Source organism: Novosphingobium clariflavum (assembly GCF_026420865.1).
In the GTDB taxonomy this organism is placed as follows: Bacteria; Pseudomonadota; Alphaproteobacteria; order Sphingomonadales; family Sphingomonadaceae; genus Novosphingobium; species Novosphingobium clariflavum.
On the sequence record NZ_JAPCWC010000013.1, the window covers coordinates 1 to 16,314 of the forward strand.

A 16,314-nucleotide genomic window follows, 5' to 3' on the forward strand; every position below is an offset into this window, starting at 1 on the left:
AGGCGCTCTTTCCAGCCTGCGGTTCAACGCAGGATGAACAAGGCGTTGTATTGGCATTCAAGCGATGAGGCGTGCTGCAGCGGCGGCGAGATTCCTAGGCCGTAAACTCACAAACGGCACCATCGAGGCGTTCAAATGGCGAACAGCTCGGGCCGAATCGGCCGCCGGGCGGGCTGGTTGCCCGTCCAAGGCCGGTTCGGTTCGAGATGGAAGCCATTTCGACGCCCCTTCGGGGTTTGAGGCAAAATGGTCCATCGCTGCGTCAGGAAGCCTGGAAATATCGACATATTCCGTCGCCTTCCTTCCTCACGCTGAACCATTTTGCTTCAAACCTCGATGGCGCCGTTTGCGAGTTTACGGCCTAGAATTCATGCTGATAGGAGATGCCGATGCGCTTCCGGGTGCCGAAGCTGTTGTTCACGTAGCTGCCGCGCAGCGCCGCGGTGTCCTGTTTGGTCAGGTGGTAGGACAGGCCGCCCCCGGCCGCGACGCCCGAATAGTCGTGCGTGCCGCGGGTATAGTTGGCGCCTGCCATCAGTGTCAGGCGCGTGGTCAGCGGCCGGATCGTGAACAGGCCGAGATAACCGCTGCTGCTGCTCACCGTTATGGGAATGCCGTCCTGCTGGTCGAGGTCGGTCACCGCGCCTTGCCGGCTATTGCTGTAGGTATAGCCGAACGGGACAAAGATCAGCCACTTGCCGGTCTTCAGGCCGAGCTGGCTGAGCGGGACGAAGCCGCCGAGCGAATAGCGGGTCTGCTTGACCCCGGTGTCGAGCTCGCTCCGGCCGGCCATGAAGGTGACGATGGCAACCGGCAGCAGATAGGATGCGCCAAGCGACCACTGGCCCGACCGGGCGATCCTTGCGTTGAACTTCAGCTTGGGGCCGATCGCCATCGAGCCGGAGGCGGAGAGTTCGTCCGCATAGGCAATGCCCAGTTTGGTGGCGATCTTGGTGGGATCCTCGGCGGCCTTTTCGGTTTCCGCAGACGGCGCCGCTTCGCTGGAGACTGCTGTGCCGGGGGCGCCATCGGAGGCAGCATCGGGCGCTGTAGCGGGCTCTGCGGGGGCCGGCTTGTCCCCCTGCGTCTCTTGCTGCGCGAGCGCGGGAGCCGCCAGGGCAAGCGCGAGTGCCGCCCCAGCCAGCGCGGCCGGCCGGCCGTGCCGGGATGAAAGCTGCCTTTTCATCGTCTGACTTTTCCTGCCTCCCTGGGCCAAAGCCTTGTTCCGCTTCAGAATGAGCGGCGGCAGGGATGGCGGCAACGGGGGCATACCCGTGGTTTTTCGGGAATATCTACTGAGGGCGCGCATGCACTCCTGCGTCTTTCCCGGGGACGGACCGGCTCGCCCGCGCGCGCTGCCTTGCCGTCCGGGCCGCGCTTGCGGCATAGGCTGGGGCCATGACCGAGACACCCGATCTGTTTGCCCAGCCCGACCTTCCCGGCGAAGCCGAAGCCGCCAACGAACTCATGCGTCTGGCGCGTCAGATCAACCGCGCCAACCGGCTCTATCATGCCGAGGACGCGCCCGAGATCGCGGATGCCGAATACGACGCGCTGGTGCGCCGCAATGCCCAGCTGGAAGCGGCTTTTCCGCATCTGATCCGACCCGATTCGCCGTCGAACAAGGTCGGCCACGATGTCGCCGCCTCGCCGCTGGGCAAAGTGCGGCACGAGGTGCGGATGATGAGCCTCGACAATGCCTTCAGCGACGAGGAAGTCGAAGACTTCGTCGGCCGCGTGCGCCGGTTCCTCTCGCTCTCGGCCGAGGAGCCGGTGCTGGTGACGGCGGAAGACAAGATCGATGGCCTGTCCTGCTCGCTGCGCTACGAGCACGGCAGGCTGGTGCGCGCCGCCACCCGCGGCGACGGGCAGGTTGGCGAGGACGTGACCGCGAACGTCGCCCATATCGCGGACATCGTGCAGGACCTGAAGGGCGACGACGTTCCCGAGGTGTTCGAGGTGCGCGGCGAAGTCTACATGGAGAAGGCTGCTTTCCACGCGCTCAACGAGGCGCTGATGGCCGAGGCGCGGGCGTTGGCTGAGGAAAAAGGCGAGCCCTTCGACGAGAGCAAGGTCCGCCAGTTCGCCAATCCGCGCAATGCCGCTGCCGGGTCGCTGCGCCAGAAGGATGCCTCGGTCACCGCCAGGCGTCCGCTGCGCTTCTGGGCGCACGGCTGGGGCGCGGCGAGCCACGTGCCGGGGGCGAGCCAGCATGAGGTGATCCGCCGTATCGAGAGCTGGGGCCTGCCGGTCTCGCCGCAGTTCCGGCTCTGCCACTCGGTCGAGGACATGCTCGCCGCCTACCGCGCGATCCGCGACGGGCGGCCCGATCTGCCGTTCGAGATCGACGGGGTGGTCTACAAGATCGACCGGCTCGACTGGCAGCAGCGGCTCGGCTTCGTCGCCAAGGCGCCGCGTTGGGGGCTGGCGCACAAGTTCCCGGCGGAACGGGCGGAAACCACGCTGGAATCGATCGACATCCAGGTCGGCCGCACCGGCAAGCTGACGCCGGTGGGGCGCCTGAAGCCGGTGCTGGTGGGCGGGGTCACCGTCACCAACGTCACCTTGCACAACCGCGACGAGATCGGGCGGCTGGGCGTGCGTCCCGGCGATACCGTGGTGCTCCAGCGCGCGGGCGACGTGATCCCGCAGATCGTCGACAACCTGACCCGCGAGGTGGAGCGCGATGCCTTCCCGTTCCCCGACCACTGTCCCGAGTGCGGCTCGGAAGCCGTGGCCGAGGAGGGCGAGGTCGATGTGCGCTGCACCGGCGGGCTGATCTGCCCGGCGCAGCGGACCGAGCGCCTGAAGCACTTCGTCAGCCGCGGCGCGCTCGACATCGAGGGGCTGGGCGAGAAGACCATCGACGAGTTCTTCGCGAAAGGCTGGCTGGAGAGCCCGGCCGACATCTTCCGTCTCCGAAAGCGGCGCGAGGAGATCCTCGCGTTGGACGGGTGGAAGGACAAGTCTGTGGATAATCTGTTGGCAGCGGTGGAAGCCAAGCGCCAACCCGATGCCGCACGGCTGCTGTTCGGGCTCGGCATCCGCCACGTCGGCGCGGTGACGGCGCGCGACCTGATGAAGCGGTTCGAGACGCTGCCGGCGCTGCGCGCGCTTGCCGAGCAGGCGCACGCGAAACAGGGCGAGGAAGCCGCGCAGGCAGGGAGCGATGCCTATTCCGAACTGGTCTCGATCGACGGCATCGGCCCGGCGGTGGTCGAGGCACTGGGCGACTTCTTCCACGAAGAGCACAACCGCGCGGTCTGGGAGGACATCCTTTCGGAAGTCGCGCCGCCGCCTTACGTGGTGGAAACGGTCGAGAGCGAAGTCGCGGGCAAGACCGTGGTCTTCACCGGCAAGCTGGAGACGATGAGCCGCGACGAGGCCAAGGCGCAGGCCGAACGGCTGGGCGCCAAGGCGGCGGGCTCGATCTCGGCCAAGACCGACATTCTGGTTGCCGGGCCGGGGGCGGGCTCGAAGCTGAAGAAGGCGGCCGACCTCGGCATCAGGGTCATCGATGAGGCTGAATGGGCCCGGATCGTCGAAGCCGCCGGCTGAGGGGTCGCAGTTTCAGCCGCCGGTTCTCGGGCCGGGCCCATTGGTCAACGCCGGAAGGGACACACCCTGCCTCGCCCGGCGCGATGGTGCCGCAGCACCGGCCCGCTCAGGAGAAGCGGGACTGGCGTTCGTGCACCTGACGGTAGTGCTGCACGCGGGTGGCGCGCAGCCCTGCCATTCCTTCGCGCTCCACGGCGCGCTGCCACGAGGCGAGTTCCTCGAGCGTGAGATCGTAGCGGTCGCAGGCCTCGGCGATCGTCAACAGGCCCCCATTGACGGCAGCCACGACCTCGGCCTTGCGGCGCGCGACCCAGCGTCGGGTATCGCGCGGCGGCAGGGCCTTGCGGTCGAGAGCTTCACCCAGGGGTCCCACGACGACCGCGGGGCGGTCGATTTCGGTACGAAGCATAGTTGGCCTCATGAGCTGTTGTCACCAGCCCCCCTTGAGGCTCAATTCTTGTTTGGAATCCTTAATTCCGTCTTGTTTTATGTGGTTAATTTTGTTTTTCGGTAAATCCGATACCGCGTTGAAATACGTACGGAAATTCGCGCTGAAAAAGTTGACGAATTATTTACAGCGCGTTTACCTTTGTTAATTAGTGATCGGGTCATCAACGCAAGACCGACGAGGGAGATGTCCTGGTGTTGCCCGCAGTCCACGCGGTTCCCCCTTTTGCCACGGCTTCGGCCCGCCATATCTCGCCCGAAGGGTGCCAGCTCGTGATCGAGAGCAGCCTGCTGGAAAAGGGGCTGCGGCTGGTCATGGCGATGTCGGGCTTTGCCCGCGTCACCGGGACGGTGCGCTGGGTGGTGGGCGACCGGGTGGGTTTTGCCTTCGACGCGCCGATCGCGGGCGAGTTCATGCAGGCCATGAAGCTGGGGCCGCATGGTCCGGGGCTGGAGCTCTATCGGGTCTGAAAAATGCCCGCCGCGAGAATGTCCCGCGGCGGGATCCGGTTCATGCCTGCTTGCGGCGCGCGCGCATCCACAGGATCGACCAGTCGCCCTTCACCAGCCTGGCGGCGAGGCGCAGGCCGGCGCGGCGGCAGGCGCTGCGCACGGCGGCTTCCTGGGTTTCCAGCAGGCCTGCCAGCACGAGGCTGCCACCCGGCGCCAGCGCCTTGGCGAAGTGGGGGGCGAGGCTCACCAGCGGCCCGGCGAGGATGTTGGCCATGATGAGGTCGTAAGGACCGCGCGCTTCGAGTAGCGGGTGCTCCATGCCGTCGGCGATCGTCATCGCCAGTTCGCCCTGGCGCGCGCCGAGCGGCACGCCGTTGGCCTCGGCATTGTCGGTCACGACGGTGGCGCAGACGGCGTCGATGTCGCTGGCGGTGGCCAGCGCGCGCGGCCAGAGCGTCATCGCTGCAAAGGCCAGCAAGCCGGTGCCGGTGCCGATGTCCGCATGGTTGCGCACGACAAGGCCCTGTGCCTTCATGTGGGTCAGCATCTCGAGGCAACCGGCGGTGGTCGCATGCTGGCCGGTGCCGAAGGCCTGGCTGGCGGGGATCACGAAATCGGTCACGCCCGGCTCGCGGAGCGGCGGATACTCGGGCGTATGCACGTAGAAGCGCCCGGCGCGGATCGGTTCGAGGCCTTCCTGGCTGGCGACCAGCCAGTCGGTCTCGGGCAATTCCTCGATGGTGAACTTCGGCGCGCCGCCGGCGAACAGCGCGGCGAGGGCGTCCTTGTCCGCCTTCTTCGGCTTGTGCGCAAGCCAGGCTTCGAGCTGCCAGTCGTCCGGCTTGTCCTCGGCGATCTCGCTGCCGGAAATGACGATGTCGGGATCCCAGTCGAAAGCGTCCTCATGGGCGAGCAGCGCGCCCTCGATGACGGAGCGCGGGGCAAAGGCGGTGATTTTCCAGCTCACGAACGGGTCTCCTTCGCTTGCGAGCCGGCCTCTTCGGAAAGGCGCTGCTCGAAGCGGGTAGTGGCGGCGGCCGCATATGTGCGGCACGCGGTGGGATCGACCAGCGGGGCGGTGCCCGCCAGGCGCGCGAAAAGATCGCTCGCGCCGGGATGCGGGGTGACCAGCAGGTCGCAGGGAAGCTCGGCGAATCGCGCGTAGCCCTGGCGGACGGCGGCGATGCGCTCGGGGTGATCGGTGAAGCGGTAGCCCTTGGCCGAGATCGCGCTGGCACTGTCGGCGTAGGCGATCGTCACACACTTGCCCTGATCGCCGCAAGACTGCCAGGTCCAGCTGGTCGATCCGGCGGCATGGGCGAGGGTGGCGCGGGCGGTGAGGGTGATAGTGCCCAGCGTCAGTTTCTCGCCGTCGGCAAGGCGCTTGTCGACATGGACGGCGGGGAAGGCATCGAGTCCGCCGTACTGCGGGTCGGCGGGGTCGGCCTTGCCGCTTTCCAGCACTTCGGCGGCGCCAGGCATGGCGGCCACTTTCGCGCCGGTCGCGCGGCTCAGCGCGGCGAGTGCGCCGGCATGGTCGAAATGCTCGTGGCTGGAGAGGATCCAGTGCACGTCCTTCGGATCGAAACCGGCGGCCCTGATATTGGCGAGCACCAGCGGCGCCGCTTCGGGAATGCCGCCGTCGATCAGCACGTGGCCCCGGTTGCCGGTGATGAGGATCGCGCTGATGCCGCAAGTGCCGACATAATAGGTATTGCCGTATAGCCGCGCGGGCGGTGCCGGATCGCCCCAGCCGTCATGGTCCTTGCAGGCCGCGACGAGCCTGGCGGGCGCCAGTGCCTGCGGTGCGAGTCGCGCCGAAGCGGTCTCGGCGGGGCGTTCGGACGGCGCGGCTGTGCCGGGCGCGGAGGAACAGGCCGCGAGCAGGAGCGCGGGGGGCACAAGGAAGGCAAGGCGATTCATCGACCTGCGCTTTAGGCCGGGCGGGCCGCCAAGGCCAGTGCGCCGGGGTTGGCCTTTGCGGCGGGGCGGCGAGTCGCTTGTGTGCGATGCATCTGCGATGTGCTTCGCGGAACTTGCGCCAAGCCGTGATTTGTCTAAGGGGACTTCTCGACAGGGGCAGCTTGACGCTGCTGCAAAGGCAAAAGGGATTCGAAAGAGCCATGGCCAAAGACGGCACCAGGAACCGTCCGCTTTCGCCCCATCTCCAGATTTGGCGTTGGGGCCCACACATGTTCGTCTCGATTTTGCACCGCGTGACGGGCGATGGCATGGCGTTTGCCGGCCTCGGCCTGCTGCTGTGGTGGCTCGGGGCACTGGCCAGCGGACCCGAAGCTTACGCATTGCTCACCAAGTGCATGACCTCGCCGCTCGGCTATGTCGTGCTCGTGGGCATCTCCTGGGCTTTCTTCAGCCACATGATGAGCGGTCTCAGGCACTTTGTGCTCGATATCGGCGCCGGTTTCGAACTGAAGGCCAACAAGACCTTCTCGATCCTCGCCCCGATCATGGGTGTTGTCGTCACTGCCGCCTTCTGGGCGCTCCTGCTGCTTCGCTGAGGGACGGGAAACATGGGTAACGGAACTTCCATCGGCCGCGTGCGCGGCCTCGGCTCGGCCAAGACCGGCGTTCATCACTGGCTGCTGCAGCGCTTCACCGCCATCGGCAACCTGCTGACCGGCCTCTTCCTCGCCGCCTCCTTCGTGATGCTGCCGGACCTGACTTATGCGTCGGTCGTCGAATGGCTGGCCCGTCCGGTCCCGGCCGTGGCGATGATCCTGCTGGTCGTCACCACGTTCTGGCACGCGCGCCTCGGCCTGCAGGTCCTCGTCGAGGACTACGTGCATGAACACGCCAACAAGTTCGCCTGCATCGCGGCGCTGAACCTTGCCGCCTGCGGTGGCATCGCCTTCGGCGTCTTCTGCGTCATCCGCCTCGCGCTGGGAGCACACGCATAATGTCCGCCCCTGCCTACAAGATTATCGACCATACCTATGACACCGTCGTCGTCGGCGCCGGTGGCTCGGGTCTGCGCGCCACGATGGGCTCGGCCGAAGCCGGCCTGAAGACCGCGTGCATCACCAAGGTCTTCCCGACCCGCTCGCACACCGTGGCGGCACAGGGTGGCATCGCTGCCTCGCTCTGCAACAACACGCCGGACCACTGGACCTGGCACATGTACGACACCGTCAAGGGGTCGGACTGGCTGGGCGACCAGGACGCCATCGAATACATGGTGCGCGAAGCGCCGGCCGCGGTCTACGAGCTGGAGCACGCCGGCGTGCCCTTCAGCCGCAACGCCGACGGCACGATCTACCAGCGCCCGTTCGGCGGCCACATGCAGAACATGGGCGAAGGCCCGCCGGTGCAGCGCACTTGCGCCGCTGCCGACCGTACCGGCCACGCCATGCTGCACGCGCTCTACCAGCAGTCGCTGAAGTACGACGCGGACTTCTTTATCGAATACTTCGCGATCGACCTGATCATGGACGGCGGCAAGTGCGTCGGCGTGATCGCGCTGTGCATGGACGACGGTTCGATCCACCGCTTCCGTTCGCAGGCCGTGGTGCTCGCCACCGGCGGCTACGGCCGCAGCTACTTCACCGCCACTTCGGCCCATACCTGCACCGGCGACGGCGGCGGCATGGTCCTGCGCGCCGGCCTGCCCCTGCAGGACATGGAATTCGTGCAGTTCCACCCCACCGGCATCTACGGCGCGGGCGTGCTGATCACCGAAGGCGCGCGCGGCGAGGGCGGCTACCTCACCAACTCCGAGGGTGAGCGCTTCATGGAGCGCTATGCACCTTCCGCGAAGGACCTCGCCTCGCGCGACGTCGTCTCGCGCTCGATGGCGCTGGAAATCCGCGAAGGCCGCGGCGTCGGCCCGCACAAGGACCACATCTACCTGCACCTCGATCACATCGATCCCAAGGTGCTGGGCGAGCGTCTGCCGGGCATCACCGAGAGCGGCAAGATCTTCGCAGGCGTGGACCTTACCCGCCAGCCGCTGCCGGTCGTCCCGACCGTCCACTACAACATGGGCGGCATTCCCTGTAACTACCACGGCGAAGTCGTCACCATCGGCGCGGACGGCAATCCGGACACCGTGGTGCCGGGCCTGTTCGCGGTGGGCGAGGCGGCCTGCGTCTCGGTCCACGGCGCCAACCGCCTGGGTTCGAACTCGCTGATCGACCTCGTGGTGTTCGGCCGTGCCACCGGCCACCGCCTCAAGGAAATCGTCAAGCCGGGCGCGGCGCAGCAGGAACTGCCGAAGGATTCGGCCGACCTCGCGCTGACCCGTCTCGACCACTTCCGCAACGCCAACGGCAGCACGCCGACGGCCGAAGTCCGCACCGAGATGCAGCGCACCATGTCGGCTCACGCCGCCGTGTTCCGCACCGATGAACTCATGGTCGAAGGCAAGGAAAAGCTCGCCAAGACTTACGAGCGCTTCCAGGACGTCAAGGTCACCGATCGCGGCCTGATCTGGAACTCGGATCTGGTCGAGACGATGGAACTCGACAACCTGATCTCGCAGGCCTCGGTCACGCTGCACGGCGCCCAGGCGCGCAAGGAAAGCCGCGGCGCCCATGCGCACGAGGACTTCCCGAACCGCGACGATGCGAACTGGATGAAGCACACCGTGGGCTGGTTCAACGGCTGGGGCGGCAAGGGCGGCGAAGTCCGTCTCGACTACCGCCCGGTCCACGAATACACGCTGACCGACGACGTCCAGTACATCAAGCCCAAGGCCCGCGTGTACTGATCCTCGCGCCGGTATCGGCAAGACAAACAGGCGGCGCTCCGGAAACGGAGCGCCGCCTTTTGCTTTTTCGGGTTCCGAAACAGTAGGCGGGCGCCGCATCGATTCAAGTATTTGCATTGCAACCGAAACCAACCCGTCGCATTACTTAGGGATTATCGCGCGGGAACAGGAGTCGATTGCATGACGACCTCACAGACCGACCCGAGTGCCTTCACCGATCCGCTTGCCCCTCCCTATCTCGGCTCGCCGCCGCTCGGCTGGGGCTGGGTACTCGCCTATGGCCTGCTGCTGATCGCGGTGGCGGTGGTGGTGATCGCCACTCCTCTGGTGGCGAGCTTCACGACCGGCCTGCTGATCGGCTTTGTCCTGTGCGTCTACGGCGTCGCCGCGATTGCGGCGGGCATCCATTCGCTGTCCACGCGCGCGCGCTGGACCGAGATCCTGCTCGGCGCGATCGGCCTGCTGGCAGGGCTCTACGTGCTGTTCAACCCGGTGGCCGGCGCGATCACGCTGGTCTGGGCGATCGGCGCCTGGCTGCTGATCTCCGGCGGGTTCGAGATCGCCTTTGCCCTCAAGGCCCGGCACGACAAGGGCTGGCGCCTGTTCCTCGGCGTGCTCGACCTGGTGCTGGGCGCGCTGCTGCTGGTGTCGAGCGTGCCGACCGCCATCGGTTTCCTCGCCATCATGGTCGCCATCAGCTTTTTCATGCGCGGCGTGTTCATGATTGCGGTCGCCTTCGGGCTTCGTAAACTGGGCAAGCTGGCGGGCTGATCCGCGCCGCACGGGAGACCTGCGATGGATGAGAAATCCGGCCAGGGGGAAAGCGCGGACGAACTGGCGGGCGAAATCGCCGGCAACGTCGCCAGGCAGACCGACACCGCCGACCGGCGCACCGTTCTTGCCGCCGACCGCACCATTCTCGCCGCCGAGCGGACTTATGCGGCCTGGGTGCGCACGGGGCTCGGCGCGCTGGCCTCGGGGATCGGAGCGCGGGCGCTGCTGCAGGGGCTGGTGGCCGAGTGGCTGGTCATGACCACTACCATGATGCTGCTGCTGTTTGCCGAGTTCTGCTTCGTGGCGGGGATCTGGCGCCAGTTGCGGCCGGTGCTGGCCCCGCCGGAAACGGATACGCCGCGTCTGCCGGGTTCGCTGCTGGTCACCTTCAACGGCTTTCTGATCCTGCTGGGCGCAGCGGTGATGATCGGGATCCTGACGGGCAAGTCCTGAGGGGAAGGGTATCCATTCATCTGGCGTTCATGTTTACAAACGTAGTCGATTACGTGTGTAAACGATGGAGGACGACGTGGCCGAAGAGCCCGACACGCCGGAACGGATCTCGGAAGCGGAACATGCGGTGATGGAGGCGCTGTGGCAGCGCAGCCCGCTCACCGCCACCGAAGTCTGCGAGCAGGTCTGCGCACCGCGCGGCTGGAGCCTGGCGACGGTGAAGACGCTGCTCTCGCGGCTGGTCGCCAAGCAGGCGGTCGCCACCGAGCCCGATGGCAAGCGTTTCCTCTATTCGCCGCGCATCGCCCGCGAGGCCTATGTCGGCACCGAAAGCCGCCGCCTGGTCGACCGCCTGTTCGGCGGCCGCGCCGCACCGCTTTTCGCCCATCTTGCCGAGGCCGATGCGCTGAGCGAAGATGACATCGCGGAAATCGAGGCCCTGCTCAAAGCGCTCAAGTGAGGGGAGCTGACGTCATGATCGAGTGGCTGACCGATACGCTTGCAATGACCGCGCTGCTGATGGCGCTGATCCTGATCGTCCGCCGCCCGGCGGCGCGCTGGTTCGGCCCGGCTGCCGCCTATGCGCTCTGGGCGCTGCCGATGATCCGGCTGGTCTTGCCGCCGCTGGCGCTGCCGCGCGGGCTGCTGCCGAAGTTCTCCGTCGCCGTCGAGCCGATCACCGCGGCCGACGGGCCGGCGCTGCCGCCGGTTGTCGGCGCCGCCTTGCAGGTTCCGCCGCAGGGGTTGTCGCTGGCCCAGCCGCAGGCGGTATCGCTGGCCGAGCCGCAGGCGGCATCGCTGGCGCTGCCGACGATGGCGCCGGACCTTGCCGCTGCCGATCCGGGCCTGCTGGCGCATCTGCCCTGGGGCGCGCTGCTGCTGGCGATCTGGCTTGGCGGGGCGCTCTGTTTTCTCGCCTCGCGGATCTGGAACTACCAGCGGATGCGCCGGGAAATCCTTGCCGAGGCGCGGGTTGTCGCGCGTTCCGGGGACATCCGCATCGTCGAAAGCCCGGCGGCCAGCGCACCGCTTGCCTTCGGGGTGTTCGACAAGGTGGTGGCGCTGCCGCGCGGGTTCCTGGCTTCGGCGGACTCCGAGGCCTCGGACTTTGCGATCGCCCACGAACTCCAGCACCACGCGGGCAACGACCTGCTGGCGATCATGGCCCTGCAGCCGCTGTTCGCGCTGCACTGGTTCAATCCGCTCGGCTGGGCGGCCTGGCGGGCGCTGCGCGCCGATCAGGAAGCGGCCTGCGACGCGCGGGTCATGGCCGGCTGCGGGCGCGAGATGCGGGCGCGCTACGGCCGCCTCATCGCCAGCTTCGCGGCAGGCAGCCGCCTCACGCTGGCGGCACCGATCGCGGGCGCTCTGGCGGGCGAGAAGCCGATCATCCTGCGCCTCAAGGCGCTGGCGCAGACGGACGTCTCGCCTGCCCGCACGGTTGCTGCGCGCGGTCTCTTTGCACTCGCCATCGTCTCGGTGCCGTTCACCGCGACCGTGACTTATGCCGCGATGGAAGCGCCCGAGGCGGCCCCCGAGGCGCCCGAAGCCGCGCCGGCGCCTGCCGCTCCGGCTGTCCCGGCGCCCCCCGCCGCCGCCGCGATCCGTGCGGTCGATCCCGACGCTCCCGAAGCGGCGCCTGACGCGCCCGAGGCTTCCGCTGTCCCGCCAGCAGGTCCGCATGCCGCTTATGCGGCGCCCGCCGCCGCCCCCGCGCCTTGGGCCCCTTGGGCTGCCGCCGCGCCCATGCCCCCGGTACCGCCCGCGCCGCCGGCCCCGCCGGAAGCGGGTGACTGGGCGGACTTTGGCGCCGGCATTGCCCGTCACGTCGATGCCGCGGTCATGCAGGCCATGCGCGGCGTGCCCGAAGTGCGCGAGACGGTTTCCGCCGACGGCAAGGTCCAGACCATCCGCATCGTGCGCAAGGACAAGGATGGCCGCGGCCGCGTCGAGAGGGAAATGACGCTCGACAGCCGCTGTCCGGCCGACAGCCGCCGCAGCGAGACCCGCTCGAGCCGGGGCGGCACGTCCGAAGTCTCGGTGATCTGCACCGGCGCCCCGGCGCAGGCGATGGACGTGGCTGCCAAGGCGATCGCCTCGGCCCGCAGTGCGGTTGCGGCAAACCGCCATCTCTCGGCGGACGTGCGCCGGGAGGTGATGGCGCAGCTTGACGCCGAAATGGTGCGCGCCCGCGCCGATCTCGCCCGCGAACGGGCCGAGGAAGCCGCCTCGCAGGACGATTGATCGCACGCCGTCGGCTGGTGGCGGTGTGGATGGAAAACGGGGAGGAAGGCGCGGCTTTCCTCCCCGTTTCTCTTGCCGTTCTCAGGGGCGCTCGGTCATTGGCCGGCGCCGGCCTTCCTGTCGTCCGCAGCCCCGGTTTCCGCTGCCTTCTTGTCGTCGTCGGCCTTCTTGTCCTTCTCGGCCTGGATCTCGTTCAGGCGGGTCTGGAAGATGGCAGGGGTTGCCGGGGAGGCGGGATACTTGCAGCCCTTGGCATGGCCCATGCCCTTGAGGAACGAGCGCCGGGCATAGCCAGCGCGCACCGCTGCCAGCACCGCGCGGTCATGCGCGCTGGCCCCGGAAATCTCGCGGATCAGGCCGCGAAAGGGGATGAAGGTACTGACCGCCCACTTGGCGACGCGGCCGGCATTGACCCCGTCGCGGCTCGCGGCGGGCAGGTCGACATCGTCGCCAAGCACATCGTCGAGTTCGCGGACCGCCGAGGCGTACTGGTTGCAGCTTTTCAGCCCTTTGAGCGTGTAGGGCTCGTCGATCGCGGCGACCAGTACCGGCGGGATGTCCTTCTTGTCGAGGTTGAGGTCGGTCACCGGGGTCTTGGCGACGTCAACCGCGTCGGGGGTGGTGTCGGTGATCGGGCGCTGCCGCGCCGCCGCGGGGCCGGCCACGAGCAGGGCGGCGCAGGCGGCGGCAGCGAGGGCAGAGGTTTTGAGGGTGGGGGCAGCGGCGTTGCAGGCGTGACGCATGGTCTTCTCCTGTCGGCGGGAAGGGTGCGGCTGCCCGGCGACGCCGCGCGCGAGCGCGCTGCGTCTGGCATCGGGAACGGTCGCACCCGCCCATAATTATTGGATCATTCCATGGTCTTGAACGTATCGCAGGCGTCCTCGTTCCCACTTTCGAGACCTTGTTTCAGCCAATGCATGCGCTGCTGGCTCGAACCGTGGGTGAAGCTTTCCGGGCTGACCCGCTGGCCGGCATTCTTCATCAAGGTATCGTCACCGATGGCGCTGGCGGCGGTCATGCCTTCCTCCATGTCGCCGGGCTCGATGCGGTCCTTGTTCTTGCCTGCCCAGACCCCGGCATAGCAGTCCGCCTGCAGTTCCATGCGGACCTGCAGGGCGTTGGCCTGGGACGGGCTCTGCTGCTGGGCGCGGCGCACTTTGCCGTCGAGCCCGAGCAAGTGCTGGATATGATGCCCATATTCATGGGCGACCACATAGTAGCGCGCGAAATCGCCCTTGGCGCCGAGCTTGTGGTCCATCTCGTCGTAGAAGCTGGTGTCGATGTAGATGCCCTGGTCGGCGGGGCAGTAGAACGGCCCCATGGCCGCCTGCGCGGCGCCGCAGCCGGAGCGGTCGCTGCCGTTGTAGAAGTGCAGTTCGGGCTGCTGGAAGGGCACGTTGGCCTGCCGGAACAACGGCTCCCAGGTCTGGTTCAGCGAACTGAGCGCATTGCACGCCTCGGTGGCATAGGCGTTCTGGCCGCAGATCTGCTGCGGGTTCTGCATCGGGCCGGTCTGGTCCGAGGTGTTCTGCTCGGGCACCTGCTGCTGGACGTTCTCGATCGTGCCGAGCATCTGCTGCGGGTCGATGCCGAACACGAACATGCCGATCAGCAGGATGACCAGCGTGCCGCAGCCCAGCTTGCCGCCGCCGCCGCCGGGAAAGCGGCTGCCGCCCTGCGAGACGCGGATATCGTCGGGGTTGAAATCGTCTAGCCGCATCCGTGTCCCTTTCGTGCAAACCGGGTATCAGAGCCGAAACCGCCGCTCGGGAGCGGGCCGGTCGCGAAACGAAATCCGTCTTTTCACGAATTTACGATCACGCTCTTAGTTCCAGCCTATGCGTCCGTTATGCTGCTGTTCAATCGAAAAGACTTAAGGCAGCGCCGGTTTGTGGTTCTTGCAGCACGGATTCGCGAAAAAGCGCCGTTGCCGCGGGTCTCGCAGCGAGATTTTCTAACCGCGCGGGAATTTCCGCCTTATAGGCTGCGGCACGATGAACAGGGGTTTGAAGGCGAGCAGGGCCCGCGCGGCCACGATCGGTGTCGCCGGAGCGTTGGCTCTGGGGACCGTCCTGATGTGGTCGGGCAATGCCCAGTCGGCTTCCTCACGCGCGGATCAGGACATCATCGCCCGCCTGCGCGCGCAGATCGCCATCCTTGCCAGCGACGATTTCGACGGGCGCGAGCCGGGCACCGAGGGTGAGGCGAAGACGCTGCGCTATCTCGGCAAGCAGTGGTTCGACATGGGGCTGACCTCGGGCACCAACGATCCGGGGCACGAGTGGTTCGCGCCGGTCACCCTGGTGGCGCGCGATCCGGCCGCCTCGTCCGCGCAGTTCCAGCGCAAGGGCTGGCGCACCGTGCTGTCGCCGAACGGCGTGCTGGTGCTGACTTCGGGCAAGCGCAGCCTGGTGCGCAACGTGCCGCTGCTGTTTGTCGGCAAGGGGCGCGGGCGCGACTATTCGCGCACCGAACTGGCGGGCCGCATCGCCGTTGTCCTTGACGGCGACACGCCCGACAGCCAGCGCCAGAACCAGCTGCTGGCGATGGGCGCCTCGGCGGTGCTCACCGTGCTCGACGGCGCGCGCAGCCTCGACGACGTGGCGGCGCGGCGCAAGCGCTCGGGCTATGCCCTGTCCGACGATGCCGTGGGCGGCGATCTCGAGGCCTTCATCACCCGCGATGCCATGGCGATGCTGCTCAAGGGCACCTCGCAGAGCCTGCCGGGGCTGGAGACGTTGGCAGGCAGTGCCGATTTCGCGCCGGTCCCGCTCGATCTCACCGCCTCGCTGGAAGCCACCACGCGCGAGACGACGATCCGCACCCACAACCTCATCGGCAAGCTGCCGGGGCGTCATCCCGAGGCGGGCGCGGTGCTGTTCCTTGCCCATTGGGACCATTTCGGCGATTGCGCCGCGCCGCCGGCCACCGACGTGATCTGCAACGGCGCGATCGACAATGCCAGCGGGGTCGCGACGCTGACCGAAGTGGCGCGCCGCCTCACGCGCGGGGCCCAGCTCGACCGCGACGTCTATTTCCTCGCCACCACCGGCGAGGAACTGGGCCTGCTCGGCGCCCATGCCTTTGCCGAGAACCCGCCGCTGCCGCTGCGCCAGATCGTTGCCGCCTTCAACATCGATTCCAACGCCATTGCCCCGCGCGGCACCCCGTTTGCCATCGTCGGGCGCGGCATGACCGGGCTCGATGCCACCATCACCCAGGTCGCCAGGGCCGAGAAGCTCAAGATTTCCGCCACCGAGGAAGGCAACGACTATGTTCGCCGCCAGGACGGCTGGGCCTTGATGCAGCACGATATTCCCGCCGTGCTGGTCTCTACGGCCTATGGCGACATGCCCCGCATGCGCGCCTTTTTCGAGGGCGACTATCACCGGCCGAGCGACGACCTGCAGCACATGTCCCATCCCATCGAACTGGGCGGCGCGGCGGACGACGTGAAGCTGCTCTCGGCGCTGGGGCGCTGGTACGGCGATCTCAGGCGGGTTCCCGCCGATGGCGGCGCGAACGGGGGCGCCGCGCCGCAGAAGGCGGCGCCGCCGCTGCCCGCGACCCCGCCGCCGGCCGTCTCGCCGGCGATAAAATGAGGCCTAGCACTATCGGCCCCACTTGATTACATGGGCCGCCACGATTCTCCCCTGACA

General features: G+C 67.6%; 16 protein-coding genes. 10 read left to right on the forward strand and 6 right to left on the reverse strand.

Annotation, left to right across the window (positions count from 1 at the left end):
• Nucleotides 1-361: 361 nt before the first annotated feature.
• The gene (locus OKA11_RS15605; protein WP_267221936.1) at nucleotides 362-1,186 is read right to left on the reverse strand and encodes a hypothetical protein; all 825 of its coding nucleotides are present in this window, start codon (nucleotides 1,184-1,186) and stop codon (nucleotides 362-364) included.
• Between the two features lie 212 nt (nucleotides 1,187-1,398).
• Between OKA11_RS15605 and ligA the strand changes: the two genes are divergently transcribed.
• Entirely contained in the window at nucleotides 1,399-3,558 is a 2,160-nt protein-coding gene (ligA, locus tag OKA11_RS15610) for an NAD-dependent DNA ligase LigA (RefSeq protein WP_267221938.1), read from the forward strand.
• 106 nt (nucleotides 3,559-3,664) lie between these two features.
• Here ligA and sciP read toward each other — a convergent pair whose 3' ends face one another.
• Nucleotides 3,665-3,967, reverse strand: a complete 303-nt coding sequence (gene sciP / locus OKA11_RS15615) for a CtrA inhibitor SciP (protein ID WP_142632705.1) — start codon at nucleotides 3,965-3,967, stop codon at nucleotides 3,665-3,667.
• A 233-nt stretch (nucleotides 3,968-4,200) separates the two neighbouring features.
• Here sciP and OKA11_RS15620 point away from each other — a divergent pair, with 233 nt between their 5' ends.
• Nucleotides 4,201-4,476, forward strand: coding sequence for a PilZ domain-containing protein (locus OKA11_RS15620; protein WP_267221941.1), 276 nt, complete (start codon nucleotides 4,201-4,203; stop codon nucleotides 4,474-4,476).
• A 40-nt stretch (nucleotides 4,477-4,516) separates the two neighbouring features.
• Here OKA11_RS15620 and OKA11_RS15625 read toward each other — a convergent pair whose 3' ends face one another.
• Both OKA11_RS15625 and bla read right to left on the reverse strand, forming a co-directional pair.
• The gene (locus OKA11_RS15625; RefSeq protein ID WP_267221943.1) at nucleotides 4,517-5,425 is read right to left on the reverse strand and encodes a 50S ribosomal protein L11 methyltransferase; all 909 of its coding nucleotides are present in this window, start codon (nucleotides 5,423-5,425) and stop codon (nucleotides 4,517-4,519) included.
• The gene (gene bla / locus OKA11_RS15630; RefSeq protein ID WP_267221945.1) at nucleotides 5,422-6,381 is read right to left on the reverse strand and encodes a subclass B3 metallo-beta-lactamase; all 960 of its coding nucleotides are present in this window, start codon (nucleotides 6,379-6,381) and stop codon (nucleotides 5,422-5,424) included. Before bla ends, OKA11_RS15625 begins: the two co-directional genes overlap by 4 nt.
• A 200-nt stretch (nucleotides 6,382-6,581) precedes the next feature.
• Between bla and sdhC the strand changes: the two genes are divergently transcribed.
• From sdhC to OKA11_RS15665, 7 genes are all read left to right on the forward strand, one after another.
• A complete protein-coding gene (gene sdhC, locus OKA11_RS15635) occupies nucleotides 6,582-6,977 on the forward strand; it encodes a succinate dehydrogenase, cytochrome b556 subunit (protein WP_142632708.1) in 396 nt (131 codons plus the stop codon).
• A 12-nt stretch (nucleotides 6,978-6,989) separates the two neighbouring features.
• Nucleotides 6,990-7,376 (forward strand): succinate dehydrogenase, hydrophobic membrane anchor protein, encoded by a 387-nt coding sequence (gene sdhD, locus OKA11_RS15640; protein WP_267221948.1) that lies wholly within the window; start codon nucleotides 6,990-6,992, stop codon nucleotides 7,374-7,376.
• On the forward strand, nucleotides 7,376-9,184 hold the full coding sequence (gene sdhA / locus OKA11_RS15645) for a succinate dehydrogenase flavoprotein subunit (protein ID WP_267221950.1): 1,809 nt from the start codon (nucleotides 7,376-7,378) through the stop codon (nucleotides 9,182-9,184). Before sdhD ends, sdhA begins: the two co-directional genes overlap by 1 nt.
• Nucleotides 9,185-9,364: 180 nt before the next feature.
• A complete protein-coding gene (locus OKA11_RS15650; RefSeq protein WP_267221952.1) occupies nucleotides 9,365-9,955 on the forward strand; it encodes an HdeD family acid-resistance protein in 591 nt (196 codons plus the stop codon).
• Nucleotides 9,956-9,979: 24 nt separating this feature from the next.
• Nucleotides 9,980-10,411, forward strand: coding sequence for a YidH family protein (locus OKA11_RS15655; protein ID WP_267221955.1), 432 nt, complete (start codon nucleotides 9,980-9,982; stop codon nucleotides 10,409-10,411).
• Between the two features lie 64 nt (nucleotides 10,412-10,475).
• On the forward strand, nucleotides 10,476-10,871 hold the full coding sequence (locus OKA11_RS15660) for a BlaI/MecI/CopY family transcriptional regulator (RefSeq protein WP_142632713.1): 396 nt from the start codon (nucleotides 10,476-10,478) through the stop codon (nucleotides 10,869-10,871).
• A 14-nt stretch (nucleotides 10,872-10,885) separates the two neighbouring features.
• Nucleotides 10,886-12,655 carry a M56 family metallopeptidase gene (locus tag OKA11_RS15665; RefSeq protein WP_267221957.1) on the forward strand — a complete coding sequence of 590 codons (1,770 nt, stop codon included), beginning with the start codon at nucleotides 10,886-10,888 and terminating at the stop codon, nucleotides 12,653-12,655.
• A 95-nt stretch (nucleotides 12,656-12,750) separates the two neighbouring features.
• On the opposite strand, the gene OKA11_RS15670 is transcribed toward OKA11_RS15665, so the two are convergent.
• Nucleotides 12,751-13,398: a hypothetical protein gene (locus tag OKA11_RS15670; RefSeq protein WP_267221959.1), complete on the reverse strand. Its 648-nt coding sequence runs from the start codon at nucleotides 13,396-13,398 to the stop codon at nucleotides 12,751-12,753.
• 104 nt (nucleotides 13,399-13,502) lie between these two features.
• Complete coding sequence (ypfJ, locus tag OKA11_RS15675) at nucleotides 13,503-14,375, reverse strand: KPN_02809 family neutral zinc metallopeptidase (protein ID WP_267221960.1); 873 nt, start codon at nucleotides 14,373-14,375, stop codon at nucleotides 13,503-13,505.
• A 274-nt stretch (nucleotides 14,376-14,649) separates the two neighbouring features.
• On the opposite strand from ypfJ, the gene OKA11_RS15680 reads away from it, so the two are divergent.
• Nucleotides 14,650-16,257, forward strand: a complete 1,608-nt coding sequence (locus OKA11_RS15680; protein WP_267221962.1) for a M28 family peptidase — start codon at nucleotides 14,650-14,652, stop codon at nucleotides 16,255-16,257.
• The last annotated feature ends 57 nt before the right edge of the window (nucleotides 16,258-16,314 follow it).

Bases quoted from the DNA above. Each gene is read 5' to 3' on its own strand.
- OKA11_RS15605 (WP_267221936.1), bottom strand. From the start codon at position 1,186: ATGAAAAGGCAGCTTTCATCCCGGCACGGCCGGCCGGCCGCGCTGGCT.
- ligA (WP_267221938.1), top strand. From the start codon at position 1,399: ATGACCGAGACACCCGATCTGTTTGCCCAGCCCGACCTTCCCGGCGAA.
- sciP (WP_142632705.1), bottom strand. From the start codon at position 3,967: ATGCTTCGTACCGAAATCGACCGCCCCGCGGTCGTCGTGGGACCCCTG.
- bla (WP_267221945.1), bottom strand. From the start codon at position 6,381: ATGAATCGCCTTGCCTTCCTTGTGCCCCCCGCGCTCCTGCTCGCGGCC.
- sdhC (WP_142632708.1), top strand. From the start codon at position 6,582: ATGGCCAAAGACGGCACCAGGAACCGTCCGCTTTCGCCCCATCTCCAG.
- sdhD (WP_267221948.1), top strand. From the start codon at position 6,990: ATGGGTAACGGAACTTCCATCGGCCGCGTGCGCGGCCTCGGCTCGGCC.
- sdhA (WP_267221950.1), top strand. From the start codon at position 7,376: ATGTCCGCCCCTGCCTACAAGATTATCGACCATACCTATGACACCGTC.
- OKA11_RS15650 (WP_267221952.1), top strand. From the start codon at position 9,365: ATGACGACCTCACAGACCGACCCGAGTGCCTTCACCGATCCGCTTGCC.
- OKA11_RS15655 (WP_267221955.1), top strand. From the start codon at position 9,980: ATGGATGAGAAATCCGGCCAGGGGGAAAGCGCGGACGAACTGGCGGGC.
- OKA11_RS15660 (WP_142632713.1), top strand. From the start codon at position 10,476: ATGGAGGACGACGTGGCCGAAGAGCCCGACACGCCGGAACGGATCTCG.
- OKA11_RS15665 (WP_267221957.1), top strand. From the start codon at position 10,886: ATGATCGAGTGGCTGACCGATACGCTTGCAATGACCGCGCTGCTGATG.
- OKA11_RS15670 (WP_267221959.1), bottom strand. From the start codon at position 13,398: ATGCGTCACGCCTGCAACGCCGCTGCCCCCACCCTCAAAACCTCTGCC.
- ypfJ (WP_267221960.1), bottom strand. From the start codon at position 14,375: ATGCGGCTAGACGATTTCAACCCCGACGATATCCGCGTCTCGCAGGGC.
- OKA11_RS15680 (WP_267221962.1), top strand. From the start codon at position 14,650: ATGAACAGGGGTTTGAAGGCGAGCAGGGCCCGCGCGGCCACGATCGGT.